This window comes from Tessaracoccus oleiagri (assembly GCF_900103275.1).
Classification (GTDB): Bacteria; Actinomycetota; Actinomycetes; order Propionibacteriales; family Propionibacteriaceae; genus Arachnia; species Arachnia oleiagri.
Window position 1 is genome coordinate 1040109 of the sequence record NZ_FNGP01000001.1, and the last position, 26209, is coordinate 1066317.

A 26209-nucleotide genomic window follows, 5' to 3' on the forward strand; every position below is an offset into this window, starting at 1 on the left:
CTCCGTTGATCGCTTCCCGGGGCCGAGGGCCGGCCCGGGAGGTGTTGTTCCACAGTCGACCACACCGCTCCCCGGGGTCCCCGGGGCCGCTGCACAGTCGGCAGGAACTGCGGCACGATCCGTCGTCCCCCGTGGCTCCGGCTCGCGCACGGGGGCGGCGCAGTAGCATGGCTGCGAACCGAAGGAGAACTGTGTCGCCCGACGAAGACGAGCCCACAAAGCCGATGTCCCTCGACGAGCCGGTGCCGGGCCTCGGCAGCCATCAGGCGTTGCCGGCCCCCGATCCGGACGCTCCAGTGGACCGCGCCGACGTCATCGGGGAGGGTGCCCGGTCATTCGCCGCCTGGAGCGGCCGGTTCGTCATCACGGTGATCGCGCTGGGCATCGTCGGCTGGGGCCTGCTGCAGCTCAGCAGCGCCATCATCCCGGTGCTGCTCGGCCTGTTGATCGCCTCGGTCCTCTATCCCATCGTCTCCGGGCTGCGCCGCATCGGCCTGCCGCACAGCCTGGGCGCGGCGCTGAGCCTGCTCACCGGCATCGTCGTCATCGGCGGCCTCGTGAGCCTCATCGCGCCCAGCGTGGTGGCGCAGTGGCCGCAGCTCGCGGACCAGACGATCCGCGGCATCCGCCAGGTCCAGCAGTGGGTGGCGGGGCCCCCGATGAACCTGCAGGACGAACAGCTCAACGAGTACCTCCAGCAGTTCACGAACTGGCTCCAGGGCTACTCGAGCGACATCGTCTCCATCGCCCTCAGCCTCGGCGGCAGCGTCGGCAGCGGCATCGTCACGCTCGCGATGACGCTCGTCATCGTGTTCTTCATGCTGAAGGACGGGCACAAGTTCGTCGGCTTCTCCCGCAGCATCGTGGGCCGCCGGTGGGGCTTCCACGTGTCGGAGCTGTTCGCCCGGCTCTGGGTCACCCTCTCGGGCTACATCCGCACCCAGGCCGTGGTGAGCTTCGTCGACGCGCTCTTCATCGGGCTCGGGTTGTGGCTGCTCGACGTGCCGCTCGCCTTCCCGATCGCCGTCCTGACCTTCATGGCCGGCTTCATCCCGATCGTCGGCGCCTTCTCCGCGGGCGCGGTCGCGGTGCTGGTGGCGCTCGTTACCGGGGGGCTGGTCCAGGCGCTGCTGGTGCTCGCGCTCGTCGTGCTCGTCCAGCAGATCGAGGGCAACGTGCTGCAGCCCGTGCTGCAGGCCCGCGTGATGCAGCTCCATCCCGTCATCGTGATCCTCGCGGTCCTGCTCGGCGGCGGCTGGGCGGGGATCATCGGCGCCTTCCTGGCCGTCCCGGTCGCGGCCGCGGGCGCCGTCGTGTTGCGCTACTTGGGCGACATGATCGACCTCCGCACCGGCGACCGCGCCGCGGCGGACATCAACTGGGTGACCGCCGACGGGCGCGTCGTGGGCGGCGAGTCGGAGAAGTCGGCGATGCTCTTCCGTGCCCTGATCCGCCGCCGCGAGCGCGTCGAGCCCGAGGCGGAGGCGGCCGAGGAGGTCCTCGGGCCGGAGCCGTTGGAACCGACGACGAGCGCCGTCCTGCCCCGGAAGCCGCGCCCCGTCTTCGGGAACCCGTTCCGGCGCCGCGGCTGAATCAGCCCCGGTACACCTTGTGCTGCGCCGCCTGCGCCCGCGGTCGGATCGTGATGCGGTCGAGGTTCACGTGGTGCGGTCGGGTCACCATGAAGTGGATGGTGTCGGCGATGTCGTCCGCCGTGAGCGGGTCGGGCACGCCGTCGTAGACCTTCTCCGCGCGTTCCTGGTCGCCCCCGAACCGGGTGAGGGAGAACTCCTCGGTGGCCACCATGCCGGGGCAGATCTCGGTGATCCGGACGTCGGTGTCGAACAACTCGAGACGCATCGACTCGACCATGGACCGCTCGGCCGCCTTGGCCCCGCAGTAGCCGGCGCCGCCCTCGTAGCCCGCGTCCGCCGCCGTCGAGGTGACGAACACGATGATGCCGCGGGCCTCCTTCAGGGCGGGGAAGAGCGCCTTGGTGACACGGGCGGTGCCGATGACATTGGTCTGGAACATGCGGTCCCACAACTCCAGCTCTGCGTTGACGACGGGCTCCAGGCCCAGCGCCCCACCGGCGTTGTTGACCAGCACGTCGACGTGGCCGCCCACCGTCTCCGCGAGCCGGGCCACGTCGGCGTCGTCCAGGATGTCGCAGGTGACCGCCACGCCGCCGATCTCCTCGGCGAGCTGCTCGATGCGATCGCTGCGGCGCGCCGCGCAGAACACCTTGAAGCCCTCGGCCGCCAGACGACGTGCCGTCGCCGCGCCGATGCCCGAACTTGCCCCTGTAACCACTGCAGTCTTCATGGGGCCAGCCTAGTGGTCCGCGATTTCCTCCGAGCCCGACGGCAGCACGGCGCGGAATGCGGGGTCGGCGCGTCCGAGGTCGTCGAACGGCACCCCCTCGGCTTCGAGGATCGTCTGCTGCTCGGGGCCGAAGCCGCTCGACGGCCTGCCTGACGCCGTCAGCACCCGGTGTGCCAGCTCGAAGTCACCCGTCGCCATCAGGGCGCCGACGATCCGGGCGCTCGTCCCGGCCACCTTCGCGAGGTCGCCGTAGGTGGTCCAGCGGCCGCGCGGCACCCGGGCGAGCGCCTCGTCGACCAGCCGTTCGGTCCTCGTCGGTGGCATGCGTCTCCATTCAGCGGGGTGGCCGCCAAAACGATCTCGCCAGCGTTCGCCACGTTCACCAGCGATACATCGCAGGTGAATCGAGCAAACGCTGGCGAGTCGCGCGTCGTTACTTCTTGCCCTGGTTGGCGACCGCCTGGATGGAGACCGCGGCGGCCTCGGGGTCCAGGTAGCGACCGCCGGCGGTGACGGGGCGGAAGTCGTCGTCCAGCTCGTAGTAGAGCGGGATGCCGGTGGGGATGTTCAGGCCCGAGATGTCGTCGTCGGAGATGCCGTCGAGGTGTTTCACCAGCGCGCGCAGCGAGTTGCCGTGCGCGGCGATCAGCACGGTCTTGCCCGCCTCGAGGTCCGGCTTGATGTCGGACTCCCAGTAGGGCAGCATGCGCGCGACGACGTCCTTGAGGCACTCGGTGCGGGGACGCTGGTCCTCGGGGATGTCCGCGTAGCGCGGGTCGTTGTGCTGGCTGAACTCGTTGTCCACGTCGATCGGCGGCGGCGGCACGTCGTAGCTGCGACGCCACTGCATGAACTGCTCCTCGCCGAACTGGTCGCGGATCTCGGTCTTGTTGAGGCCCTGGAGCTTGCCGTAGTGGCGCTCGTTGAGCCGCCACGACCGGTGGACGGGGATCCAGTGCCGGTCCGCGCGGTCGAGTGCGATGTTGGCGGTGTTGATCGCGCGGCGCAGCAGGGAGGTGTGCACCACGTCGGGCAGGAGGTTCTGCTCCTTGAGGAGTTCGCCGCCGCGGACGGCCTCGCCGCGGCCCTTCTCGTTGAGCTCCACGTCCACCCAGCCGGTGAACAGGTTCTTCGCGTTCCACTCGCTCTCGCCGTGGCGGAGCAGGATCAGCTTGTAGGTCATGGACCAAAGCCTAGCGGCACCGGTACCGCGGCCCTCCTGCGGCATCGCGGCAACGGTGCAACAAGCGGACGATCAGGCGTTCGGCCAGTCCTCGCCGGTGGGTGCGGCGCCGGTGACGAGGTAGATCGTGCGGCGGCCGACGGCGACGGCGTGGTCGCAGAAGCGCTCGTAGTAGCGGCCGAGCAGCGCAACGTCGACGGCGTCCTCGACGGTGCCCTGCCAGTTCTCGTCGAGGATCACCTGGAAGTGCTCGCGACGCAGACCGTCGACGTCCGCGTCGACCTTGGCCAGCTTCATCGCCTCCTCCGCGTCGTGTTCGCTCAGCGTCGTCTTGGCGAGCTGCACCATCTGCTCGGCGATCCGGGCCATCTCGATGAAGTTCGGCTCGAGGTCCTTCGGCACCGCGTGCTCCGGGTAGCGGAGGCGGGCGATCTTCGCGATGTGTGCGGCGAGGTCGCCCATGCGGGCGAACTCGAACACCACGCGGATGGCGGAGACGACGATCCGCAGCTCGCCCGCGACCGGCGCCTGCAGGGCGAGGAGTGACAGGCACTTGTACTCGAGTTCCTCGTGGAGCGCGTCCAGTTGCGCATCCCCGGAAATGACGGCTTCGGCCTTCGTCAGATCGGCGTTGATCAGTGACTCCGACGCGTCGTGCATCGCGGTCTCCACGAGCGACGCCATGTGGACGAGTTGCTCGATGATTCCGTCGAGCTCTTCGTGGTAGCTGGAACGCATGCGGGTGACTCCTTTGCCGGGTGCTCAATCAGCACAGTGTATCGAGTGCGGGTTTCGACGGCCGACGCTAGCCCCTTCCGGCGGCGCGTCGGGGGGTCCTCGGTGAACGCCACCTGAACGACGGGTGAAGCCTTCGGGGAAGGGCGGACACCGGCCGTGCCGACTACACTCGGCCACATGCCGCCCACGCTCGCCGCCCTCTTCGGCGCTGCCGTCGCACTGCTCGCCGTGGGCCTGGTGCTCTTCTTCCGGTGGCAGGTCGCGCGCCGTCGCCGGGCGCTCGAGGCGGCGCAGGGCCCCCAGCTGCACCACACGGTCGAGGCGGTGATCGACGAGGTGCCCGCCGGCGTCGCCGTCATCGGACCGCACGACGAACTCCTCGCCCACAACGACGCCGCCGTGCGCATCGGAGCCATCCGGGGGACGCGCGTCGGCTTCAAACGGCTGCACGACAAGGTCCGCGAGGTCCGGCAGACCGGTGAGCGCTTCGACGGCGAGGTCGTCCGGGAGCCGGTCCCCGGCCGCCAGGCCACCCTCCAACTGCACTGCCGCATCGCATGCATGGACGACGACATGGTCCTGCTCGTCGCGTTCGACGACGCCCACGCGCGCCGCGTGGAGGCGGTGCGTCGGGACTTCGTCGCCAACATCTCCCACGAGCTGAAGACCCCGATCGGCGCCATCGGGGTGCTCGCGGAGGCGGTCGAGGCGGCGAAGGACGACCCGGCCGCCGTGGAGCGCTTCGCCGGTCGGCTGCAGACCGAGACCGGCCGCCTCGCCGAGCTCGTCCGCCAGATCATCGACCTGTCCCGGCTGCAGGCCGCGGACCCGCTGCTGGAGAAGGAGAGCGTCGACGTCGCGGAGGTCGTCGCGGAGGCGATCCGGCGCTGCCGTGAGCGCGCCGAGAAGCGCCACGTCAACATCCTGAACGTGCACCCCACCGACACCCGGGTCCTCGGCGACCAGTGGCAGCTCACCGACGCGGTCACCAACCTGATCCAGAACGCCATCAACTACTCCGACGAGGGCGCCCGCGTCGCGATCAGCATCGTGGACGCCACCGAGAACGGCGAGGAGTTCGTCGACGTCAAGGTCTCCGACAACGGGATCGGCATCAAGCCCGAGGACCAGGAGCGCATCTTCGAGCGCTTCTACCGCGTCGACTACGGGCGGAGCCGCTCGAGCGGCGGCACCGGGCTCGGACTGTCGATCGTGCGCCACATCGCGCAGGCGCATGGGGGCAGTATCAAGGTTTGGTCCATCCCCGGACAGGGGTCTACGTTCACATTGCGGTTCCCCGCCTACCACCCACGCGTAGAGCATCGGAAAGAGGTTCCATGACCCGTATCTTGATCATCGAGGACGAGGAGTCCTACCGCGAGGCGCTCACCTTCATGCTCGAGAAGGAGGGCTTCGACGTGGTGAGCGCCCCGGACGGCGCGGAGGGGCTCGCGGAGTTCGACAAACAGGGTGCCGACCTCGTGCTGCTCGACCTCATGATGCCGGGCATCCCCGGGCTCGAGGTCTGCAAACAGCTGCGTGCCAGGTCGAACGTCGCGATCGTGATGGTCACCGCACGTGACTCCGAGGTGGACAAGGTCGTGGGGCTGGAGCTGGGCGCCGACGACTACGTCACCAAGCCGTTCTCCCACCGTGAGCTCGTCGCCAGGGTCCGGGCCGTCCTGCGTCGGGGACAGGATCAGGAGCTGGTCCCCGACGTGGTCGAGGTGGGCGGTGTGCGCATCGACGTCGAACGTCACCAGGTCTACGTCGATGGCGAGGAGGTGCGGTTCGCGCTGCGCGAGTTCGACCTGCTCGAGTTGCTGCTGCGCAACCCCGGCCGCGTCCTGACGCGCGGGCAGCTGATCGATCGCATCTGGGGCTCCGACTACGTGGGTGACACCAAGACCCTCGACGTGCACATCAAGCGGCTGCGCTCCAAGATCGAGCGCGACCCGTCGAACCCGGAGCGGCTCGTGACCGTCCGCGGGCTCGGCTACAAGTACGAGGGCTGAGGTCGGGGTTCCGCGTCAGCCCTCGACGGCGTCCGACCAGGCCTGGGCGTAGTCCTCGTGCTCGGCGCTGTAGACCGGCACCTTGAGCGAGAGGGGAGCGGCGCCCTCGAACTCGATCGTCACGTCCGCGAGGCGGCCGGGGGTGAGCTCGTCGTTGCTCACGACGAGGTCCGGGCCGCCCAGGGTGACGGCGCCGTTGATCGGGAGGTCGGCCGTGAAGTCGATGGAGTCCTCGGAGCCTGCGCTGCCGTCGGGGAGTTGGGGCGTGTAGCGGATGCCGGTGACCTTGGCGGGGTCGACGCTCGAGATCGCGCCGAGGAGCACGCCCTCGCCGGAGTCGTCGACCACGAACATGATGTTGCGTGCCTTCTGGAGGGCCTCGGTCTGCGCCTGCACGCCCGCGGCGGGCGGGGCCTCGGCGACCCAGCCGGTGGCGGTGCAACCGGACAGCAGCCCGACGGACACGATCGCAGCGACGGCGACGCCGCGGGCGCTGAACTTCCTAGCGGTCATGCGAGAACAACCCTCCGTATGTGTACGCGCGCCATCCTAACCAAAGAAGCCGCGGTTCGTCGCCTGCCTCGGGCGTCGTCCTCGACGGAGCAAGAATTGGCGGCAGCACTCAATCACACCGGCGCTCCCGTTGTCCAACTGGCTCGCCGGGGAGCCTGATAGAATGGTCTCAGAAAGGGGTCTTAACGTATGACTTTCTCCATCGGTGAAACTGTGGTCTACCCGAATCACGGCACGGCCGTCATCGAGGACATCGAGAACCGCCAGATCAAGGGTGTGGACCGCATGTACCTGGTCCTCCGCATCATTGGTCAGAACGACCTGGTAGTCCGTGTCCCCGCCCACAACCTCGATCTCGTCGGTGTCCGCGACGTCGTAGACCAGGAGGGCCTCGAGCGAGTGTTCGACATCCTCCGCGCGCAGCACACCGAGGAGCCCTCGAACTGGTCCCGCCGGTTCAAGGCCAACATGGAGAAGCTGCACTCCGGCAACGTGATCAAGGTGGCCGAGGTCGTCCGCGACCTGTGGCGCCGCGACCGTGACAAGGGACTCTCCGCGGGTGAGAAGCGCATGCTCACCAAGGCGCGCTCGATCCTCGTCGCGGAGATGGCGCTCGCCGAGAAGATCGACGACGAGAAGGCCGAAGTGATGCTCGACGAAGTCCTCGCCTCATAACGTGACAAGCGATTCCGCACCGGTCGCCGCCATTGTGGTGGCGGCCGGTTCTGGTTCCAGGCTGGGACACCCCATCCCCAAGGCGCTCGTCGAACTGTGCGGCGTCCCGATCGTGCGCCGCGCAGTCGATGCCCTCGTCGAGGGTGGCGTGCAGCGCGTCGTCGTCGTCGCCCCGGCGAGCCACCTCCACGAGTTCCGGACCATCCTCGACGGCGTGCCCGCGCCCCTGGTCGTGGTCCCCGGCGGCGTCGAACGACAGGACTCCGTGCGCCTCGGTCTCGACGCGCTGGGGGAGGCATCGGTCGTGCTCGTCCACGACGCGGCCCGCCCGCTCGTGCCGGCGCGCGTCGTCGGCGACGTCGTGCGCGCAGTCCGCGACGGTGCCCGCGCCGTCATCCCGGTGCTGCCGGTCGTGGACACCGTCCGCCGTGAGACGACCGGCGGGAGCAGCATCGTCGACCGCGACGAATTGCGCGCCGTGCAGACCCCGCAGGGGTTCGACGGTGCACTGTTGCGCGAGGCGCACCGCAACGCCGTCGAGTGTGCGCTCACCGTGACCGACGACGCGTCCGCCTGCGAGGCGCTGGGTGAACCCATCGCATTCGTTCCCGGCGACCGCGAGGCGCTGAAGATCACCGAACCGTTCGACCTGTTGGTCGCCGAGGCGATCGTCGGGGCAAGGAGGCAACGCACATGATGGTGGGCATCGGCACCGACGTGCACCGGCTCGTCGAGGGTGGCGAGATGTGGCTCGCCGGGTTGCGCTTCCCGGAGTCGCCGGTGGGCCTTGAGGGGCACTCCGACGGCGACGTGGCCGCGCACGCCGCGTGCGACGCGCTCTTCTCCGCCGCCGGTCTGGGCGACATGGGCAGCAACTTCGGCACCAGCGAGCCGGAGTGGGCCGGCGCGAGCGGCGTCCGGTTCCTCGAGGAGGCCGCCCGCCGCGTCCGGGAGGCGGGCTACGACATCGTCAACGTGGCCGTGCAGGTCATCGGCAACCGGCCGAAGCTTTCGCCGCGCCGCACCGAGGCGGAGACCGTGATGGGCCGGGCGCTCGGCGCCCGCGTGACGGTGTCGGCCACCACCACCGACGGGCTCGGCCTCACCGGCCGTGGCGAAGGTCTGGCGGCCATCGCCGTCGCGTCGCTCGTGACCATCGAGGGTGAAAGACTGGATCCGCCAATTCCCGACGAACAGCGAGGTGCGCGATGAGCGGTCAGGACTACGGCCCCGGCGGCTACCCACCGCCGGACGAGCACGGCTACGGCGGACGCGACCGCCCCGACCCGGGACCTCGCGACCCGCGCTACGACCAGTCGATGGGTGGGGTGCGGGGGGCCGGCGGCGACCACGGGCCTGCCGGTCTGCCGCCAGAACCGGCGCGTCGCGGCCCCTCGTCGGCGGCGATCGTCACGATCGTGGCGCTCGCGCTCGCGCTGATCATCCTCGCGGTCTGGTGGTTCACCCGTGACGGCGGCCAGGACAACGCCGAGCCGGTTCCCGCGGCGACGACGAGCGCGCCCGCTGCCACGGAGGAGGCTTCCCCGACACCCTCGGAGGAGCCCACCACGGAGGCCGCCACCTCCGAGGCGACCGACTCCGAGCCGGTCGAGAGCGAGGCGCCGTCCGACGAGGTGACCTCCGGTGACGACGAGGCCAGTCCTGCGCCGGCGCCGGTGCCGTCCGCGCCCAGCGTCGACCCCGGTGACGACTTCAACGTCGAGGAGTACGAGATCCTCCCCGACACACTTCCCCCGACCGTCGGGGACTGGCAGCACACGATGGTGGGCGGCTTCGACGCCTACGTCCGGCCCGACAACGCCTACGTGATGGTGGCCGGGCAGGGCACGGACGAGGCGCAGGTCGACGGCTTCCGCCAGATGATGGCCGACGTCCGCGAGTTCGAGGGCGGGTTCTGCGGGACGTTGGAGGACGACGGCGTCGGCTCCTTCGACCAGTGCTACTTCCGGCCGGGCAAGGCGCCCGACCGCTTCTACAACGTCATGAGCGCGGGCGAGCCGCCCGCCACGCTCGACGAACTGCAGGAGATCGCGGAGGCCATCGCCAGCTTCGAGTGATCCCCCGCGAACCACGAATGGCTCGGGCCCGGTCGTCGTGACCGGGCCCGAGCCATTCGTGCGTCGTCGTCGATCAGATGTCGAAGCCGGGGTAGAGGGGGCGCTGCCCGAGGAGCCGCTCGGCCTCGTCGAGCGAGTGCTGGCGGGCCTCGTCGGAGAGGTCGTACTTGGCCTTGCTCGGCTCGCCCTTGCTCGTCGTGGTGGGCTTGGTGGACTTCAGCACGCCGGCGATCATCTCCGCCACCGCGTCCATGTCGGAGGTGGTGAAGCCGCGGGACGTGAGCGCCGGGGTGCCGAGGCGGACGCCGGTGGTGTACCAGGCGCCGTTCGGATCGTTCGGGACCGAGTTGCGGTTGGTGACGATCCCCGACTCGAGGAGCGCGGCCTCGGCCTGGCGGCCGGTGAGCCCGAAGTCGCGCACGTCCATGAGGACGATGTGGTTGTCGGTGCCGCCCGTGACGAGCCGGACACCGCGGCGCAGCAGGCCCTCGGCGAGCGCCTTCGCGTTGGCCGCGACGTTGGCCGCGTACGTGCGGAACTCCTCGGTGCGGGCCTCGGCCAGCGCGACGGCCTTCGCCGCCATCACGTGCGACAGCGGGCCGCCGAGCACGAGCGGGCAGCCGCGGTCGATGTCGGCCGCGTAGTCCTTGGTGGCCAGGATCATGCCGCCGCGGGGGCCGCGCAGGGACTTGTGGGTGGTCGTCGTGACGACGTGCGCGTGGGGCACGGGGTCCTCGTCGCCCGTGAACACCTTGCCCGCGACGAGCCCGGCGAAGTGGGCCATGTCGACCATCAGGACCGCGCCGACCTCGTCGGCGATCTCGCGCATCTTGGCGAAGTTCACGCGGCGCGGGTACGCGGAGTAGCCGGCGACGAGCACGAGCGGCTTGAACTCGCGGACCTGCTGCGCGACGACGTCGTAGTCGAGCAGTTGGGTCTCGGGATCGGTGCCGTAGGCGCGCTGGTGGAACATCTTGCCGGAGATGTTGGGGCGGAAGCCGTGCGTGAGGTGGCCGCCCGCGTCGAGGCTCATGCCCATGAGGCGCTGCTCGCCGAACCGCTTGCGCAGCGTCTCCCAGTCGGCCTCGCTGAGGTCGTTGACGGTGCGGGCGCCGAACTCCTCGAGCGCGGGCGACTCGACGTGGTGGGCGAGGATCGACCAGTAGGCGGTGACGTTCGCGTCGATGCCGGAGTGCGGCTGCACGTAGGCGTACTCGGCGCCGAACAGCTCGCGGGCGTGCTCGGCGGCGACGGACTCGACGGTGTCGACGTTCTGGCAGCCGGCGTAGAAGCGGTGCCCGACGGTGCCCTCGGCGTACTTGTCGCTCAGCCAGGTGCCCATCGTCGCCAGCACCGGGAGGCTGGCGTAGTTCTCGGACGCGATCAGCTTCAGCGACGCGCGCTGGTCGGTGAGTTCCTGGCGCGTGGCGGCTGCGATCCTGGGTTCGACCTTCTCCACCATGTCGAGCAGGGTCTTGTACGCATCCGATACGGCGTTGAGCTGGCTCACGGGGGCTCCTTCGGTGTCTGGGTGGGTACCAATCTAGTCCCGGCGGGCGGAGACGACCACTTCCGTGGACCGCCGTGGTCACTACCCTTTGCGGCGTGAAGTGCTCCAGGCGTGCGGTGTTGACGATGGCAGGGCTGCCCATCCTCGCGGGCTGCGGCGGACCCGTCGACTTCACCCCCGCGGCGCACCGCTCGCCGGAGCAGGAACGCAGCTCCGCCCCGGAGGAGGTGGAGGTGGAGTCGTCCTTCTTCGGGCGCTCCACCGACGGCCGCCACGTGGCGCTGCCCGGCGCGGCACCGTCGGGCCTCGTCTTCTCGACCCCCCACCTGGACGGACGGATCGGGGAGATCTACAGCGGGCAGGTGCTGCCGTACGACGTGGCGACGCACCTGGACCGGATGAACCCCCTCCGTGCGCCCGAGGGCCACCGCTTCGTCGCGTTCACGGCTCGCGCGGGCCGGCCGGCGTTCGAGGAGGACGTCGAGCACCCCGTCGAGGCGTTCCTCGAGGTCGACGGGTCGCCGCTGCCCCTGCGCAACCTGTTCGGTGGCTACTCGCGGGGCGCGTACGGCGTCGACTGGGAGCTCATCGTCGCCTGCGTGCGTGACGGCGGCCGCGTCGTGTTGGGGGTCACCGACGAGGGCAGGACGGTCCGCGTCGACCTCACCGCGGGCACGGCGGTCGACGACGACGCGTGGGCGGCGAACGAGGGCTTCCGGGAGCGGCGCGTCGTGGCGTTCGAGCCCGGCAGCGCGACGTACGAGCGCGCCTTCACGACGGCGCCGCCCGAGGGCATCGAGCGGGAGACCGGCGAACTGGAGCTGGGATTGGCCCCCGACAACGCGTTCCTCGCGCCCTGGAACCCGGTGCACGGCTGGGCGCCCGTCGGCCGGATGTGGCTGACCATCCCCATGCACGCGACGGTGGCGTTCAGGGAACTTCCGGCCGTGGTGGAGCTCGACCTCCAGGCCTCGTTCGAGTACCGCTCGGCGACGGGGGAGCCCGCCCCGCTCGTCGCGCCGCTGACCGTGTCGACCGAGGAGGTGCGCCGCCAGCGGGCGGACATCATCCCGACCTTCGAGGTGGACGGCTGGGAGGACGCCGCGACGCTGACGTTCGACGCCGTGGGTCGCGCGACGGTTCAGTACACAGAGCTTCAAGTCCCCGCCACACTCACCGGCGGCAGCACCCCGGTGCGGTTCGCCTTGACGCTCAGCGACGGCCCCGACCGCTTCTGACCGTGCCGGTGCGCCGATCCCTGTGGCCGTGAGCCGGGCGGCCCTTCGAGACGGGCGCTTCGCGCCTTCCTCAGGGACCGGGGTTGGGTGGCTGGCGCTGGAGGCTCGCCTCGTAGAGGGCGATGGAGGCCGCGACAGAGGCGTTGAGGGACTCGACCTCCGAGACGATCGGGATCGAGATCAACGCGTCGCAGTGCTCGCGCACCAGCCGGGAGAGGCCCTCGTCCTCGGAGCCCACGACGATGACCAGCGGCCCGTCGGCGCCCGGGGTGGCACCCACCGTCGTCTCCGCGTCACCGGCGAGGCCGACGATCGTGTACCCCATCTTGGACGCCTGCTCGAGCGCGCGGTTGAGGTTCTTCGCCATCGCGACGGGGACGCGCGCGGCGGCACCGGCGGAGGTCTTCCAAGCGGCCGCGGTCATCGAGGCCGAGCGCCGCTCGGGGATGATCACGCCCGAGGCGCCGAAGCCCGCGGCGGAGCGGATGATCGCGCCCAGGTTGCGCGGGTCGGTGATCCCGTCACAGGCGATGAACACGGCGTTGGTGTCGACGCCGTCGGCGAAGAGGTCCTCGGGCAGGGCGTACTCGTAGCTCGGCAGCTGGAGGGCGACGCCCTGGTGCACGAGCCCGCCGGTCACCCGGTCGAGCTCCGCGCGCGGCACCTGCAGCAGCGGCACGGACCGCTCGGCCGCGAACTTCAGGATGTCGCGCAGGCGGTCGTCGCGCTCCGCGCCCTCGGCGAGGTAGACCTGCTTGACCGGCATGCCGGCGGTCATCGCCTCGAACACGGGGTTGCGGCCCACCACCCAGTCCGCGCCCGCCTTCTCGCGGGGAGCCCGACGGGGACGCCCGGCCTGGCGCTTCTGCGCCTCCTGCTTCGCCTTGTAGGCCTTGTGGTAGACGCGGTCCTCGGCCTTCGGGGTCGGTCCGCGGCCCTCGAGGGAGCGCCGGATGCGCCCGCCCGATCCCGCGGCCTTGCCTCGGCCCTTGCTGCCCGCACCACGTCGGGAGGAATTTCCGGCCATCAGTTCACGCTCCATCTTGCGCCGTCGGGGGTGTCGGTGATCGTGAGGCCGGCGCCGGCCAAAGTGTCGCGGATCGCGTCGGCCGCGGCCCAGTCCTTGGCGCGGCGCGCCTCTGCGCGCTGCTCCAGCAACGCACCGACGAGCTTGTCCACCACCGGTGTCAGGTCGTCGACGGCGGATTGCGCCGCCCACTCCGGCGCACCGGGATTCAGCCCGAACACGTCGAGCATGCTCGTCACCGCGAAGTAGTGGCGGCGGATCTGCTCCTGGTCGCCGCCGGCCAGGGCCTGGTTGCCGGCGCGGATCGCCTCGAACAGGACCGCCACCGCACCGGGGGTCCCGAGATCGTCGTCCATCGCGGCGGCGAACGCCTGCCAGTGGGGGAGGTCCATGAGTGCGTCGCCTCGGGAGCCCTCGGCGACTTGCTCCGACGCGCGGTCAAGGAACGAGTCGATGCGGCCGATCGCCCGCTCGGCCTCCTCCAGGGAACCGCGGGTGGCGTCGTCGCCGGGGGAGAACTCGATCGTGGAGCGGTAGTGCGGGGCCAGCAGGAAGTAGCGCACGGCACGCGGGTCGTAGGTCTTCGTGACCTCGCTGACCTTCGCCGTGTTGCCCAGCGACTTGCTCATCTTCTCGCCCGACATCGTCACCCAGGCGTTGTGCATCCAGTACGTCGCGAAGGGGCGGCCGGCGGCGCGCGACTGCGCGAGCTCGTTCTCGTGGTGCGGGAAGCGGAGGTCGATCCCGCCGCCGTGGATGTCGAACGCGTCGCCCAAGTACTTGCCGGCCATCGCGGAGCACTCGATGTGCCAGCCCGGGCGGCCACGGCCCCAGGGCGACGGCCACGACGCCGTCTCGGGCTCGCCCGGCTTGTGGCCCTTCCAGAGCGCGAAGTCGCGGGGGTCCCGCTTGCCGCGCGGGTCGGCGTCCTCGGCCGGCGCCATCTCGTCGATCTTCTGGCCGCTGAGCTCTCCGTACGCGGGCCAGGACTGCACGTCGAAGTACACGTCACCGGAGCCGTCGGCGGCCGGGTAGGCGTGGCCGCGCTTGATGAGCGTCGCGATGAGCTCCACCATCTCGGGGACGTGGCCGGTGGCGCGCGGCTCGTAGCTCGGCGGCAGGCAGCCGAGCGACGCGTAGGCCTCGTGCAGTTCGCGCTCGAACGTGTAGGCGTGCTCGAACCACTCGACCCCACGTTCGGCGGACTTGGCGAGGATCTTGTCGTCGATGTCGGTGACGTTCGCCACCACCCGCACCTGGTAGCCCGAGTGCTCGAGCCACCGTCGCAGCACGTCGAACACGACCTCCTTGCGGATGTGGCCGAGGTGGGGCGACGACTGCACGGTCAGCCCGCAGTGGTAGATCGACACGCGGCCCTCTTCGAGGGTCACGAGGTCGCGCACCGTGCGGGTCGCGGAGTCATACAGCCTGAACGTCACCCGGTCAGTCTATTGGAGAGCGCCCCGCGCCGCTGGACGGCCTCTCCGGGCACCGTCCTGCAACTTCTCGGAATGTTTTGGCCGTCTCGGGCATTGTTGAAGATGTGAGTATTGACGTGCAGATCTGGTCCGACATCGCGTGTCCCTGGTGCTACATCGGCAAGCGCAGGTTCGAGAAGGCCCTCGACGGGTTCGCGCACCGGGACGCCGTGAACGTGACCTGGCGCAGCTACCAGCTCGACCCGAGCCTCCCGGAGCACGACCACCGCGCCGAGGCCGAGTACCTGTCCGAGGTCAAGGGCATGCCCCGGGCGCAGGTCGGCGAGATGCTGGCCCACGTGAAGGAGCAGGCCGCCGGCGAGGGGCTCGACTACGACTTCGACAGCCTCGTCGTCGCCAACTCCCGTAAGGCACACCGCCTCCTCCACGCGGCGAAGCAGGCCGACGCGGCCGACGGCGGCACCCGCGCCGGCCGGCTCAAGGAGGCCCTCCTGGAGGGCCACTTCGTCGAGGGCAAGCACATCGGCGACGATGACACCCTCGTCGCGCTCGGCACGGCCGCCGGCCTGGACGAGGCGACCGCGCGCGACGCCCTCGCCTCCGAGGAACTCGACGCTCGCGTCGAGCAGGACATCCTGGAGGGCCACCAGATCGGGGTGCGCGGCGTCCCGTTCTTCGTCTTCGAGAACAAGTACGGCGTCTCGGGCGCCCAGCCGCCGGAGCTGTTCGCACAGGCGCTCGAGACCGTCTGGTCGGAGAAGCAGCCCAGCCTCATCACGCTGGACGGCGGTTCGGGCGAGGCCTGCGGCCCCGACGGCTGCTGACCGGCTCTGGCGCCGCGCCCCGAGCGGGGGCAGACTGGCGCCATGGCGATCGATGAGGGCGCGTGGTACGACCGGCTGCTGAAGCCGGTGGAGAAGACGGTCATGGCGCCGGCCCGGAGGTGGGTGACCGCCCGCGCTCGAGGCCAAGTGCTGGAGATCGGCGCCGGCACCGGCGCGAACATGCCCTACTACGATGCGGACGTGTCGCTGACCCTCAATGACATCAACCCGAGGATGCTCGACCGGGCGCGGCGACGCGCGGCCGACCTCGGCCGGGAGGTGCGGTTCCACGTCGGCAGCGGCGCGGAGTTGCCCTTCGACGACGCCTCCTTCGACACCGTGCTGTCGACGTTCGTGCTTTGCGGCTTCCACGACGACCGCCGGGGCCTCGTCGAGATGCTCCGTGTCCTCAAGCCGGGCGGCACGCTGCTGCTCGCCGACCACATCCGCTCCACCAACCGCGCGCTCTACGCCGTGCAGTGGCTGCTCGAGCGAGTCACGGGCCCGCTGTTCGACGAGCACTGGCTGCGTCGACCGTCGGACCACCTCCGGGACCTGGACGTGGACGTCGTCGCGACCGAGCGGCACCGGGCCGGCGCCGTCGAGTACGTGCACGCGACGAAGCGCGCCTAGCCGTCGGTCTTCTTGGCCTTGGCGGCGGCCTTCGCGCGCAGCGCCTCGATGTCGAAGCCAGTGGCGAGCGGCAGGGCCGGGTCGTTGGCCTCGTCCTCCCACGGGTCGTGGGGAGGTGCCTCGTCGCCCTCGTCCGCGTAGCCCTGCGAGGGGTCGTACTTGTTGGCGAGTTCGCGCTCGGAGCCCGTGGCCAGGGTGCCGAGCTCCTCGTCGGGCAACTGCCGCAGCACGTCGTTGATGTAGCCGCGCGCGGCCTCCTCCGTCGGTACGGATCGGTCCTCCCGCTGCGACTGGTACCAGCGGTAGTCGAGCAGCTCGTGGAAGAACTGCGCGGGCTCGCGCTTGCCGGAGAGCTCGGCGGGGATGCTGTTGATGGCAGGCTCGAACACCTCCACGAGCCACTTGTGGGCCGCGACCGACTCGGGCATGTTGCTCGGTAGTCCGGCCCGGTAGGTGTCCATGTCGTTGAGGAGCCGACGGGCCTGGTGCTCCTCGGCGTCGATGCCGGTCAGCCGCATCAGGCGACGGCTGTGGTGACCCGCGTCGACCACCTTCGGCTGCATGCGGACCTTGCGGCCGTCGGCGGAGGTGGAGACGTCGATCTCCGCGACGTCGAAGCCAAGGGCGTTCAAGCGTCGGACGCGGCCCTCGAGGCGGTGCATCTCGTTGTCGGAGAACTCCTCGATGCCGGTGAGTTCGTTCCACAGCTGGTGGTAGCGCTCCTCGATCGTGCGCACGAGCCACTCGGGGCTGAGCGACTCGTCGAGCAGGCCGCCCGCCTCGAGGTCGAGGAACTCGCCGTACAGGTTGGTGGTGGCGATCTCCAGGTCGTGGCGGCGCTGGCCGGGGGTGAGCCGGGCGTGGATCTCGCCGGTCTCCGCGTCGACGAGGTAGGCGGCGAACTCGCCGGCGTCGCGGCGGAACAGGATGTTCGACAGCGACACGTCGCCCCAGAAGAACCCGTTGAGGTGCAGCCGCGCGAGCAGGACCACCATCGCGTCGAGCAGGCGCTGGACGGTCTCCGACTTCACGCCGCGGTAGAACAGCGCCCGGTACGGCAACGAGAACGGCAGGTGCTTCGTCAGCAGGACGGGGTCCAGCGCGCCGTCCGGTCCGGTGCGGCCGAGCACGACGCCCAAGGGCTCGACGGACGGGATGCCGAGGCGGCGGAGTTCGGTGAGGAGCCGGTACTCGCCGACCGCGACCTCCTCGAGGATCTCCTTCGCGGCGACGATGTCGTCACCGACCTGGATGAAGCGCACCACGTGCCGCGAGATACCGCGCGGCAGCGCGACGAGGTAGTCCGACGGCCATTCCTCCAGCGGCATGTGCCAGGGCAGCCGGAGGAGGGCGGCGTTGGGCTTGGCGGCGAGGAATCTGGGCACGGCCCGAGTCTACTCGTCGGACCGGGGAGCGCCTCGGGCCTCAGCCCACGCGCTCGAGCGCCTCGGAGACCACGGCGACGAGGTCGTCGCGGGCCTCGATCCCGACGCTGAAGCGCAACGTCGCGTCGGTGATCCCGGCCTCGGCGAGGGCCTCGGGCGTCATGGAGGCGTGCGTCATGGTCGCCGGGTGGCAGACCAGCGACTCCGTCCCTCCCAGGGATTCGGCGAGGTGGAAGATCTGCAGCCCGTCGAGGAACCGGTCGACGGCCGCCCGCCCGCCCGCGAGCTCCGCGGTGATGACCGAGCCGGAGCCCGACATCTGTCGCCGGGCGAGCTGGAAGTCCGGGTGGTCCGGCAGGCCGGGGTAGTGGAGCCGGGCGACCGAGGGGTGCCCGTCGAAGGCGTCGACGACGGCCTCCGCGTTCTCGGCGTGCACGCGCAGTCGCGCATCGAGGCTGCGGAGCCCGCGCATGGTGAGGTACGCGTCGAAGGCGCTCCCCGTCAGGCCGAGCGAGTTGGCCCACAGCACGCACTTCTCGTGGTCCTCGGCCGATGCCGAGACGACGGCGCCGCCGATGACGTCGGAGTGGCCGGCGATGTACTTGGTGGTGGAGTGCACGGCGAAGTCGGCACCCAGCGCGAGCGGCTGCTGGAGGAGCGGCGAACAGAACGTGTTGTCGACGACGACCCTCGCGCCCGTCTTCCTCGCCAGGGCGGAGACGGCGGCGATGTCGGTGATGCGCAGGAGCGGGTTCGACGGGGTCTCGATCCACACCATGTCGGCGGGCTGTGAAAGGGCGTCGGCCGCCTCGTCGAGCTTCGCGAGGTTCACGAAGTCGACGGTGAGCCGACCCGTCGCCGCGAGCATGGTGAACAGCCGCCAAGTGCCGCCGTAGGCGTCGTGCGGGGCGACGATGCGGCCGCCGACGGGCACGAAGGCCTCCACGAGCAGGGTCACCGCGGCCATCCCCGACGTCACGGAGACGCCACCGGCGCCGCCCTCGAGGTGCGCGAGCGCATCGTTGAGCACGTCGCGGGTGGGGTTGCCCGAGCGGGAGTAGTCGTGCGCGCGCGGTTCGCCGGGTGCGAGGAACGTGTAGTTGGTGGACAGGTAGATCGGGGGCACCACCGCGCCCCGTCCCGTGTCCGTGTCCAACCCGCCGCGCGCCGCCTGCGTCCAGCGTCCAAGCTCAGCCATCGATCCTCCTTCAGCGATGCGCCCCACCGTAGCCGCCATGGGCGCAAGCGATTTCTGCTGTCCGAGGGGCGACGGACCTCCGTCACCTCGCACGCGACTGTGCCTGAGCGACGACGTCCGCCGGCGGTAGAGTCCGCGCATGGCCACACCTTTCGAATCCGTGCCCGGCGTCGGGGCCCCTGCCCGACGGGTGCCCGACCTCCGCACGGCGCCTTCGCCGGCCGGCCTCGACGACTACCTCGACACACTCGACGCCCGGCGCCGCGGGCACGCCGACCTGCTGCTGGAGCTGTTCGCACGCGCCACCGACGGGGCCGCCCCCGTGCTGTGGGGCGAGAGCATGGTGGGCTACGGAGAGGTGCACTACCGCTACGCCACCGGACGCGAGGGTGACACCTTCCGCGTCGGGTTCAGCCCGCGGCGCGCCAAGCTCTCGCTGTACGGCCTGGCCCGGGACCCGGATCTCCTCGAGCGGCTCGGCAAGCACACCGCCGGCGTTGCCTGCCTGTACGTCAACAAGCCGGAGGACGTCGACCTCGAGGTGCTTGAGGCCATGGTCCGCCGCGCGTGGGAGGGCGACCCGCGCACTTGGGCGTAGCCGGTCGGCCCCCGCGTCGCGGCGGGCGGGCTCAGTGCGCCATCCGGGCCCCGTGCGTCGGGTGCAGCCGCCACGAGTCGTGGGCGAGCAGGCCCGCGACAAGGAACAGCGCGGCGGCGAGCAGGGTCGGCAGTACGACGATGCCCGAGGAGCCGCGGAGCAGCGCGACGAACGGCGCGCCGTCGCCGACGCCGCTCCGGATGAGCCCCGCGCCGAGGAGTTGGACGAGCGCCAACGTCGCGAGCATCAGGGCCGCGAGGACCGGGCGCCGCAGCCCGAGGAATGCGAGCGGCACGAACACCGCGAGCAGCAGCACCGTGGCGACGGGCCCGAGCTCGTCGCGGCGGAAGATGCCGAGCGTGCCGTCCAGCACGATGAGCAGCGCCACCACCGCGGTCACGGCGAGCATCACCTGGACCGCGACCTCGGGAAACCGCAGCACGACGAACGTGAGCCCGACGGCGATCGCGAGCCAGAGCAGCGACCCTAGGATCGGCAGCCAGAGCGGCAGGTCGGTGAAGGCGTAGCCGGCGGCGAACAGCGAACCCGCCAGCGACATCAGGAGAAGTACGACGAGCGCCACGGCGCTCAGAACCTTGCTTGTGCCAGTCATGGCACTCACCCCGAACGAAACGAGAGGGTGGGCGAGGGGACGGCGGGCGGTTGCCCACCGGAGCGGTCGTCCTACTACCCATTGTAGGTCCGCCGGGCCCCGTTGGCCATGCATCGAAACAGGTCCGGCGGACGATCCGTGGACGTAGGCTGGAAACTCGCGACGGCCGCGGGCCCGCGGCCCTGGGACGGGAGAAACACCATGAGCGACAACGTGTACAAGGTGACCGAGATCGTCGGCAGCTCCACCGAGGGGGTGAGCCAGGCCATCGACGGCGCGATCGGCCGCGCAGCGAAGACCCTGCACAACCTCGACTGGTTCGAGGTGACCGAGATCCGCGGCCACATCGAGAACGGCCGGGTCGCCCACTACCAGGTGGGCCTCAAGGTCGGGTTCCGGCTCGAGGGCGACGAGTCCTGACGGCGGGCGGCGTGGCTCCGGTCAGCCCTCGGTGCTGGATGTCGGCCGCTGGCCGAGTTCCGCATCCAGGCGCAGCAGACCGGGGCCGTCGTCGCCCACGAGGCGGATCCTGCTGAGGATCTCGCTGACGGTGGCCTCCTCCTCGATCTGCTCCTCCACGAACCAGTTGAGGAGGGGGCGGGAGTCGAGGTCGCCCTCCTGGTCGGAGGCGCGGTAGAGGTCGCGGATCGACTCGGAGACGGTCTGCTCGTGCCGGAGCGCCGCCTCGAACACCTCCGCCGGGGACGCGCCGACGGTCACATTGGGCGCATCGACGACGCCGATGCTGGGGTGGTTGCCGCGGTCGACGACGTGGTCGATGAACTTGTTGGCGTGGACGATCTCCTCGTCGGCCTGGTGGCGCAGCCACAGTGCCATGCCGGGGAGGTCCTGCACGTCCATCTCGATCGCCAACTGCCGGTAGGCCATCGACGACGCGAACTCGAGCGTGATCTGCGCGTTGAACTTGGGGAGCAAGGTCTCGGATAGCTTCATGCATCGAGCTTAGGCCCGACGTCCGCGCCCGGCAGGCGGTCCGGTGTGACAGGCTGGCCCGCATGACGCGAATGAACTGGGACGAGGGCGGATGGACGAACGAGCCGGTGCGCGCGCACGCGGAGGAGAGCGCGCTCGTCGTCGAGGCGGCGGAGGGCAGCGACGCGTGGCGTACCACCAGCTACGGTTTCGTCCACGACACCGAGCACGCGCTGGTCGCCCCCTTCCCGACCGACCACGCCATGGAGGTGGACGTCGCCGTCGACTTCACCGAACAGTTCGACCAAGCCGGGCTCTTCCTGCGGCAGGACGCCGAGCACTGGATCAAGTGCGGCGTCGAGTACGCCGACGGGGTGCTGCAGGCCGGCGCCGTGGTCACCTGGCCCAGATCCGACTGGTCCGTAGCGCCCGTGCCGGAATGGAACGGGCACGTCGTGACCGTGCGGGCGTCCCGCGCCGGGGATGCCGTCACCATCAGGGCACGACGTGGCGACGAGCCTTGGCAGTTCCTGCGTGTCGTCCCGATTCCCGAGGGGGCCGAGTTGTCGGCCGGACCGTTCGTCTGCGCGCCGACGCGAGCCGGTCTCGTCGTCCGGTTCCTCGGCTGGCGACTCGCGGAGGCGGACTCGTCGCTCCACTGAGCCCCGGCAAACGAAAAGGGCCCCCGGCGAACCGGGGGCCCTTTCCTATCGGGTATCAGGAGATACGCAGTTCCGTCTCGTTGCTGAAGACGTGCACCTGCGCGGGATCGATCGCGAGGCGGACGACCTCACCCTTGTGCGGGGCCGTGCGGGCGCCGACGCGGGCGACGATCTGCTGCGCGTTGAGGCGCTCCTCCTCGGACAGCGTGGCAAGCATGCCGTAGAGGTAGGAGTCCGCGCCGAGCTCCTCGACGACCGCGAGGTCGATCGGGAGGCCCTGGCCATCCTGGGAGACCTTGAACGCCTCCGGACGGATGCCGACGGTTAGCGTCTGCTCCCCGTTGGCCTTCGCGAGGACTTCGCGGGGCACCGGGATGGTGTAATCGGCGACCTGAATGCCGCCGTCGACGACCTTGCCCTGCATCAAGTTCATGGCCGGCGAGCCGATGAAGCCAGCGACGAACAGGTTGACCGGGGTGTCGTACAGCTCCAGCGGCGAGGCCACCTGCTGCAGGACGCCGTTGTTCATGACGGCGACGCGGTCGCCCATCGTCATGGCCTCGACCTGGTCGTGGGTCACGTAGACGGTGGTGACGCCGAGACGCTGCTGGAGCGCGGCGATCTGCGTGCGGGTGGAGACGCGCAGCTTGGCGTCGAGGTTCGACAGCGGCTCGTCCATGAGGAAGACCTGCGGCTCGCGCACGATGGCGCGGCCCATGGCGACGCGCTGGCGCTGACCGCCGGAGAGTGCCTTCGGCTTGCGGCCGAGGAAGTCCTCCAGGCCCAGCAGCTTGGCGGCGGCCTGCACGCGCTCCTGGCGCTCGGCCTTCGGCACGTTCTGCATCTTCAGGGCGAAGCCCATGTTGTCCGCAACGGTCATGTGCGGGTACAGGGCGTAGTTCTGGAAGACCATCGCGATGTCGCGATCCTTCGGGGGGAGATCCGTCACGTCGCGGTCACCGATGAAGACCGAGCCTTCGTTGATCTCTTCGAGGCCTGCGAGCATGCGCAGCGAGGTGGACTTGCCGCAGCCCGAGGGGCCGACGAGGACCATGAACTCGCCGTCCTCGATCTCGAGGTTCAGCTTGTCGACGGCATTGCGGTCGGCGCCGGGGTAACGGCGGGTGGCGTCACGAAAACTTACAGTGGCCATGCCACATATTCCTTTCCACGGGCAGGTACGTGCCCGACGATCCGTAGTGGAGAGCGAAACCTTTTCATGTTCCGTGTTCCAGAATGTACACCAGCCCTGCCCCGGGCCGTAAGGGGCCATCCCACGGAGCGGGTAGCATGCAGCCCGTGACCTCACCCGACGAGCACGCCGAGACCCCCGCCGAGCGAGAGGCGGAGGAGCCGTCGGCGACGCCCGCAGCCGAGGAGAAGCCGTGGTGGGATGACGAGGGGATGCCCTGGAAGCAGCAACCGACGCGCGCCGACTACTGGTGCCTCGGCTGGTTCATGTTCATCGGCGTCTTCAGCCTCATCCTCATCCCCACCCGGGCCTGGATGATCGCGGCGGCGCCCGATTGGCTCGCGATCCTCACCGGCGGTCGCACGGCGACGGCCGCGTCCGGTGCGCTGGCCGCCGTCGGGCAGATGCCGCACTGGCCGTGGGTCCTGGTGGCCGCGTCGATCATGAGCCTGAAGTTCGACTGGGTCTACTGGTGGGCCGGCAAGCTCTGGGGCCGGGGCATGATCGAGATCTGGGCGGGCCGCAGCAAGCGTGCGCAGCGCAACTATGCCCGCGCAGAGCGTTGGGCCGAGAAGTTGGGTCCGATCGGGTTCTTCATCGCCTACATCCCGATGCCGCTTCCCCTGATGCAGGTGGTGTTCGTCCTGGCCGGCGCGCAGGGGATGAGCATCAAGCGCTTCCTGGTCTACGACTACATCGCGAGCACCGCGTTCCTGGTGTTCTACTTCTGGCTCGGCTGGAGCGTGGGCGAGCCCGCAGTCGACCTGCTGAACTGGTACGCGCGGATCGCCGGCTACGTGGCGATCGGGCTCATCGTCGTGATCATGTTCTCCACCTACTTCACCAGCAAGAAGAAGGTTGAGGCCTCCCAGGAGAAGTGAGACCGTCCCGGGGGTGCCATGGGTCTTCGTCTGGCGGGTGCCACGGATCCGGATCCGGGCAGAGTCGTCCCTCGTCAGGCGGTGGGGCCGTCACCTCTTGAAGCGTGAAGCGGCGGTGTTGTCGTGGCCTCCGGACGGGGTCGACGTGCCGGGGCGGAACGAACAGCGGTCTGCCGGTGGCCTCGTCGATCCGGATCTCCCACTGCCACTCCGGTGCCCGCTCGGGATCGGGCTCCACCAGCCGGTGGTGGTGCGGGCACAACAAGACGAGATTGTGCATCGACGTGTCGCCGCCGGCCCACCACGGCCGGATGTGGTGCGCCTCACAGGCCGCGGGGCGGGCGGTGCAGTGCGGGAACACGCAACCCTGATCGCGGTGGGTCAGCGCCGTCCGTAGTCCCTTGGGGACGAGCCGGTACTCGCGCCCGACATCCAACGGCTGGGAGTCGGAGCCGAGGACGAGCGGGATCAGGCCGGCGTCGCACGCCATCCGACGCGCTTCCCCCGCCGAGATGGTCTCGCCGCCGAACCCGAACACCCCGGCCGCGCCGAGTCCGTCGGTGAGCAGCGACAGCGGCATCGTGATCTGCACATGGGGACGGTCCCCGCCCTGGGCCGGGACCTCTCCGGAGGCGGCCGCGATGTTGGCGAGCCGCAGCAGCGCATCCGCCCGGCGGGCCTCCGGGCTCGGCACCTCACCTTCATCCATATAGGAGGAGGCGGGTGGCATCAGGGCGTCGAGTTGAGCCTGCAGCAACGCGGCGTCGGCGGTGGGCAACTGGCCCGACAGCCGCATCGAGCCGTGATGGTCGGGGGTGAGCCGGACCGCACGGCCGGCCTTGGCGAGCCGCTCCTCGCGCTGCAACCGCGCAGCCTCGAGGTCCTCAGCCCCGTCAGGGTCCAAGAGCTCCCACATCCGCAGCGCCGCCATGCGCAGTTCGGCTGGACCCAGCTCGTCGCAGTGTCCGAGCAGTTGACGCTGGCACAGCTCAAGTTGGTGCCGGCCCAGCGCGACCGGAAGCCGCTTCAACCCGGCGACGATCGCCTCCGCCTGCGCCACCGAGATCAACCCGTCGCTCAGCGCTTCGGCGAGGACCCAGAACCGGTCCGAGAGATCTCTCCCGAGCCGCAGCGCACCAGAGGCCTCGCCGCTGGTGGTGCGCGGCGAATTGCGAACCTGGTCCATCGCAGCCGCCGCCCCCGCCAACTGCGCCTCGCCGACCAACTGCAGCCGTAGGCCGGCGAGTCTGGCCTCCTCGATCTCCAACTGCGCGAGCACGGCCTTCACTTGAGCGGCGTCGTCGTCGCTCGTGATCCTGAGCGCGCGCAGATCCACGAGCGCGGCGTCGATCGCGCCCCTCAGATTCCGCAGTGAATCGCTCATGTGAACTATTCAAGCAGGCACCTCTGACAGTCTTTGTGCCATAGGGCCCCCGGGTGGAGATTTCATGGAACCAGGATGGCGCGAGGCCCGAGCATGGGCGGCCCGCCGCGTCGCCTGCTGGAGTCAGGCATCTTCCGAGCTGGGGGCGGGGTAGTCGCCGATGATTTCGGTGCCGTACTTCCGAGCGAGGGCGAGAAGCCGGTCGGGTTCGGCCAACAGCTGCTCCTCGCCCTGCTCGGCGACCTCGGTGAAGAACTGCTCAAACCCCGGAGGTGAAACCAAGGTGAGCATGCGAACGGGCTCCGACGAGAGGCGGCGCAAACCGTGAACCGCCCCACGGGGCACGACGATGAACGCACCGGCCGCCGCTGTAGCCGCCTGTCCTTCCACCCAGACCTCGAGCCGTCCGCTCAGGACGTAGAAGGCCTCCTCAGCGTCCGTGTGCGAGTGCAGGGGCGTGGTGTCGCCCCAGAACTCCTCCTCCATCGCCGAATAGGCCATCGCCACGTGCGCCCCGTCGGTCTTCGCGCGATAGGTCGACCCAAGGGCGGTGACCTCATCACCCTCGGCTTGCACTAGGAACTGCGACGACATCATGAACCTCCTTGCCAACATGCGACGGTCTCAGCCGTCGCGTCATCCGAGGCCCTACACCATCCGCATGGGCCCGAATCGCGACTGGATATCGGGCAGCCACGAGTGATCGAAGGTGAGGCCGTACCGGTCGCACAGCGAAGCGATGTCCTCATCCTGAGGCGGCTCGGCTTGGAGGAGTGCGGCCAGCTCTTCGAAGAAGTTCTCGAACCCTGCGGGCGTGATGATCTCCAATATCCGGGCAGGCTCGGGCCCGGCGTTCCAGAAGGTGTGCACCACCTGCCGGGGTTTCCACACGTACGCCCCGGCTTTGGCTTCGAACTCCTCGTCGCCCACGCGGACCCACACCGTGCCCTCCAGGACGTAGGACAGTTCGTCCTCGTGCTGGTGACTGTGAGGCTCGACGATGACACGCGGCTCCACTGGGTGCTCCACCAGCGCGAACAGACCGCCGGTCGCCTCACCGCGCACCTTGAACTGCACACCCAGTCCGCCCAGGTCTACCGACGCCCCCGCACCCGGCTCCACGAAGGGATTCGTGCCCAACATGGGGGGAGCTTACGGTGCGGTG

General features: G+C 69.9%; 30 protein-coding genes. 14 read left to right on the forward strand and 16 right to left on the reverse strand.

Features of this window, described 5'->3' with window-relative positions; all coding sequences use genetic code 11:
* The first annotated feature begins 191 nt into the window (after positions 1-191).
* Positions 192-1592 (forward strand): AI-2E family transporter, encoded by a 1401-nt coding sequence (locus BLR46_RS04730; protein ID WP_176761661.1) that lies wholly within the window; start codon positions 192-194, stop codon positions 1590-1592.
* A gap of 1 nt (position 1593) precedes the next feature.
* Here the strand turns inward: BLR46_RS04730 and BLR46_RS04735 are convergent, their stop codons facing one another.
* The 4 genes from BLR46_RS04735 to phoU form a co-directional block, all read right to left on the reverse strand.
* Positions 1594-2325 (reverse strand): SDR family oxidoreductase, encoded by a 732-nt coding sequence (locus BLR46_RS04735; protein WP_093249336.1) that lies wholly within the window; start codon positions 2323-2325, stop codon positions 1594-1596.
* Positions 2326-2334: 9 nt separating this feature from the next.
* Positions 2335-2649, reverse strand: coding sequence for an MGMT family protein (locus BLR46_RS04740; protein WP_093249338.1), 315 nt, complete (start codon positions 2647-2649; stop codon positions 2335-2337).
* A gap of 109 nt (positions 2650-2758) precedes the next feature.
* Positions 2759-3508, reverse strand: coding sequence for a phosphoglyceromutase (locus tag BLR46_RS04745; protein WP_093249340.1), 750 nt, complete (start codon positions 3506-3508; stop codon positions 2759-2761).
* A gap of 72 nt (positions 3509-3580) precedes the next feature.
* On the reverse strand, positions 3581-4246 hold the full coding sequence (gene phoU / locus BLR46_RS04750) for a phosphate signaling complex protein PhoU (RefSeq protein ID WP_093249343.1): 666 nt from the start codon (positions 4244-4246) through the stop codon (positions 3581-3583).
* A gap of 177 nt (positions 4247-4423) precedes the next feature.
* On the opposite strand from phoU, the gene BLR46_RS04755 reads away from it, so the two are divergent.
* On the forward strand, positions 4424-5587 hold the full coding sequence (locus BLR46_RS04755; RefSeq protein ID WP_093249345.1) for a sensor histidine kinase: 1164 nt from the start codon (positions 4424-4426) through the stop codon (positions 5585-5587).
* Positions 5584-6261, forward strand: a complete 678-nt coding sequence (locus BLR46_RS04760) for a response regulator transcription factor (RefSeq protein ID WP_093249348.1) — start codon at positions 5584-5586, stop codon at positions 6259-6261. The genes BLR46_RS04755 and BLR46_RS04760 overlap by 4 nt, the downstream gene beginning before the upstream one ends.
* 15 nt (positions 6262-6276) lie before the next feature.
* On the opposite strand, the gene BLR46_RS04765 is transcribed toward BLR46_RS04760, so the two are convergent.
* Positions 6277-6774 carry a hypothetical protein gene (locus BLR46_RS04765; RefSeq protein ID WP_093249351.1) on the reverse strand — a complete coding sequence of 166 codons (498 nt, stop codon included), beginning with the start codon at positions 6772-6774 and terminating at the stop codon, positions 6277-6279.
* A gap of 189 nt (positions 6775-6963) precedes the next feature.
* On the opposite strand from BLR46_RS04765, the gene BLR46_RS04770 reads away from it, so the two are divergent.
* From BLR46_RS04770 to BLR46_RS04785, 4 genes are read left to right on the forward strand one after another with little or no spacing between them, the layout of a single operon-like run.
* On the forward strand, positions 6964-7449 hold the full coding sequence (locus BLR46_RS04770) for a CarD family transcriptional regulator (protein WP_093249353.1): 486 nt from the start codon (positions 6964-6966) through the stop codon (positions 7447-7449).
* A 1-nt stretch (position 7450) separates the two neighbouring features.
* Positions 7451-8146 carry a 2-C-methyl-D-erythritol 4-phosphate cytidylyltransferase gene (ispD, locus tag BLR46_RS04775; RefSeq protein WP_093249355.1) on the forward strand — a complete coding sequence of 232 codons (696 nt, stop codon included), beginning with the start codon at positions 7451-7453 and terminating at the stop codon, positions 8144-8146.
* On the forward strand, positions 8143-8661 hold the full coding sequence (gene ispF, locus BLR46_RS04780; protein WP_093249357.1) for a 2-C-methyl-D-erythritol 2,4-cyclodiphosphate synthase: 519 nt from the start codon (positions 8143-8145) through the stop codon (positions 8659-8661). Before ispD ends, ispF begins: the two co-directional genes overlap by 4 nt.
* On the forward strand, positions 8658-9527 hold the full coding sequence (locus BLR46_RS04785) for a hypothetical protein (RefSeq protein ID WP_093249358.1): 870 nt from the start codon (positions 8658-8660) through the stop codon (positions 9525-9527). Before ispF ends, BLR46_RS04785 begins: the two co-directional genes overlap by 4 nt.
* 73 nt (positions 9528-9600) lie before the next feature.
* Here BLR46_RS04785 and BLR46_RS04790 read toward each other — a convergent pair whose 3' ends face one another.
* Positions 9601-11037: a glycine hydroxymethyltransferase gene (locus BLR46_RS04790; protein ID WP_093249361.1), complete on the reverse strand. Its 1437-nt coding sequence runs from the start codon at positions 11035-11037 to the stop codon at positions 9601-9603.
* A gap of 95 nt (positions 11038-11132) precedes the next feature.
* Between BLR46_RS04790 and BLR46_RS04795 the strand changes: the two genes are divergently transcribed.
* Complete coding sequence (locus BLR46_RS04795; protein WP_143008212.1) at positions 11133-12275, forward strand: hypothetical protein; 1143 nt, start codon at positions 11133-11135, stop codon at positions 12273-12275.
* Positions 12276-12345: 70 nt separating this feature from the next.
* Here the strand turns inward: BLR46_RS04795 and rlmB are convergent, their stop codons facing one another.
* Both rlmB and cysS read right to left on the reverse strand, forming a co-directional pair.
* Positions 12346-13302, reverse strand: a complete 957-nt coding sequence (rlmB, locus tag BLR46_RS04800) for a 23S rRNA (guanosine(2251)-2'-O)-methyltransferase RlmB (RefSeq protein WP_093249365.1) — start codon at positions 13300-13302, stop codon at positions 12346-12348.
* On the reverse strand, positions 13302-14741 hold the full coding sequence (gene cysS / locus BLR46_RS04805) for a cysteine--tRNA ligase (protein WP_093249367.1): 1440 nt from the start codon (positions 14739-14741) through the stop codon (positions 13302-13304). The genes rlmB and cysS overlap by 1 nt, the downstream gene beginning before the upstream one ends.
* Positions 14742-14845: 104 nt before the next feature.
* Between cysS and BLR46_RS04810 the strand changes: the two genes are divergently transcribed.
* Together BLR46_RS04810 and BLR46_RS04815 are read left to right on the forward strand one after the other, a co-directional pair.
* A complete protein-coding gene (locus tag BLR46_RS04810) occupies positions 14846-15565 on the forward strand; it encodes a DsbA family oxidoreductase (RefSeq protein ID WP_218118320.1) in 720 nt (239 codons plus the stop codon).
* A gap of 42 nt (positions 15566-15607) precedes the next feature.
* Positions 15608-16198, forward strand: coding sequence for a class I SAM-dependent methyltransferase (locus BLR46_RS04815; RefSeq protein ID WP_093249370.1), 591 nt, complete (start codon positions 15608-15610; stop codon positions 16196-16198).
* Here the strand turns inward: BLR46_RS04815 and BLR46_RS04820 are convergent.
* Positions 16195-17526 (reverse strand): DUF4032 domain-containing protein, encoded by a 1332-nt coding sequence (locus BLR46_RS04820; protein WP_093249587.1) that lies wholly within the window; start codon positions 17524-17526, stop codon positions 16195-16197. The two genes, BLR46_RS04815 and BLR46_RS04820, sit on opposite strands and share 4 nt — an antisense overlap.
* Positions 17527-17623: 97 nt before the next feature.
* A complete protein-coding gene (locus BLR46_RS04825) occupies positions 17624-18781 on the reverse strand; it encodes a trans-sulfuration enzyme family protein (RefSeq protein ID WP_093249372.1) in 1158 nt (385 codons plus the stop codon).
* A gap of 139 nt (positions 18782-18920) precedes the next feature.
* Here BLR46_RS04825 and BLR46_RS04830 point away from each other — a divergent pair, with 139 nt between their 5' ends.
* Positions 18921-19379, forward strand: a complete 459-nt coding sequence (locus tag BLR46_RS04830; protein ID WP_093249374.1) for a DUF1801 domain-containing protein — start codon at positions 18921-18923, stop codon at positions 19377-19379.
* Between the two features lie 31 nt (positions 19380-19410).
* Here BLR46_RS04830 and BLR46_RS04835 read toward each other — a convergent pair whose 3' ends face one another.
* Entirely contained in the window at positions 19411-19992 is a 582-nt protein-coding gene (locus BLR46_RS04835; RefSeq protein WP_143008213.1) for a hypothetical protein, read from the reverse strand.
* 201 nt (positions 19993-20193) lie between these two features.
* On the opposite strand from BLR46_RS04835, the gene BLR46_RS04840 reads away from it, so the two are divergent.
* A complete protein-coding gene (locus BLR46_RS04840; protein ID WP_093249378.1) occupies positions 20194-20412 on the forward strand; it encodes a dodecin in 219 nt (72 codons plus the stop codon).
* A 21-nt stretch (positions 20413-20433) separates the two neighbouring features.
* Here BLR46_RS04840 and BLR46_RS04845 read toward each other — a convergent pair whose 3' ends face one another.
* Positions 20434-20946, reverse strand: coding sequence for a ferritin (locus tag BLR46_RS04845; protein WP_093249381.1), 513 nt, complete (start codon positions 20944-20946; stop codon positions 20434-20436).
* 62 nt (positions 20947-21008) lie between these two features.
* Between BLR46_RS04845 and BLR46_RS04850 the strand changes: the two genes are divergently transcribed.
* Positions 21009-21587: a DUF1349 domain-containing protein gene (locus BLR46_RS04850; protein WP_093249383.1), complete on the forward strand. Its 579-nt coding sequence runs from the start codon at positions 21009-21011 to the stop codon at positions 21585-21587.
* A gap of 55 nt (positions 21588-21642) precedes the next feature.
* On the opposite strand, the gene BLR46_RS04855 is transcribed toward BLR46_RS04850, so the two are convergent.
* Complete coding sequence (locus tag BLR46_RS04855; protein ID WP_093249385.1) at positions 21643-22740, reverse strand: ABC transporter ATP-binding protein; 1098 nt, start codon at positions 22738-22740, stop codon at positions 21643-21645.
* Positions 22741-22886: 146 nt separating this feature from the next.
* Here BLR46_RS04855 and BLR46_RS04860 point away from each other — a divergent pair, with 146 nt between their 5' ends.
* Entirely contained in the window at positions 22887-23660 is a 774-nt protein-coding gene (locus BLR46_RS04860) for a DedA family protein (RefSeq protein ID WP_245701490.1), read from the forward strand.
* On the opposite strand, the gene BLR46_RS04865 is transcribed toward BLR46_RS04860, so the two are convergent.
* The 3 genes from BLR46_RS04865 to BLR46_RS04875 form a co-directional block, all read right to left on the reverse strand.
* On the reverse strand, positions 23620-25044 hold the full coding sequence (locus tag BLR46_RS04865; RefSeq protein ID WP_093249390.1) for an HNH endonuclease signature motif containing protein: 1425 nt from the start codon (positions 25042-25044) through the stop codon (positions 23620-23622). The two genes, BLR46_RS04860 and BLR46_RS04865, sit on opposite strands and share 41 nt — an antisense overlap.
* A gap of 123 nt (positions 25045-25167) precedes the next feature.
* Positions 25168-25638: a cupin domain-containing protein gene (locus BLR46_RS04870; RefSeq protein ID WP_176761662.1), complete on the reverse strand. Its 471-nt coding sequence runs from the start codon at positions 25636-25638 to the stop codon at positions 25168-25170.
* 54 nt (positions 25639-25692) lie between these two features.
* Entirely contained in the window at positions 25693-26187 is a 495-nt protein-coding gene (locus BLR46_RS04875) for a cupin domain-containing protein (protein WP_093249394.1), read from the reverse strand.
* Positions 26188-26209: the final 22 nt, after the last annotated feature.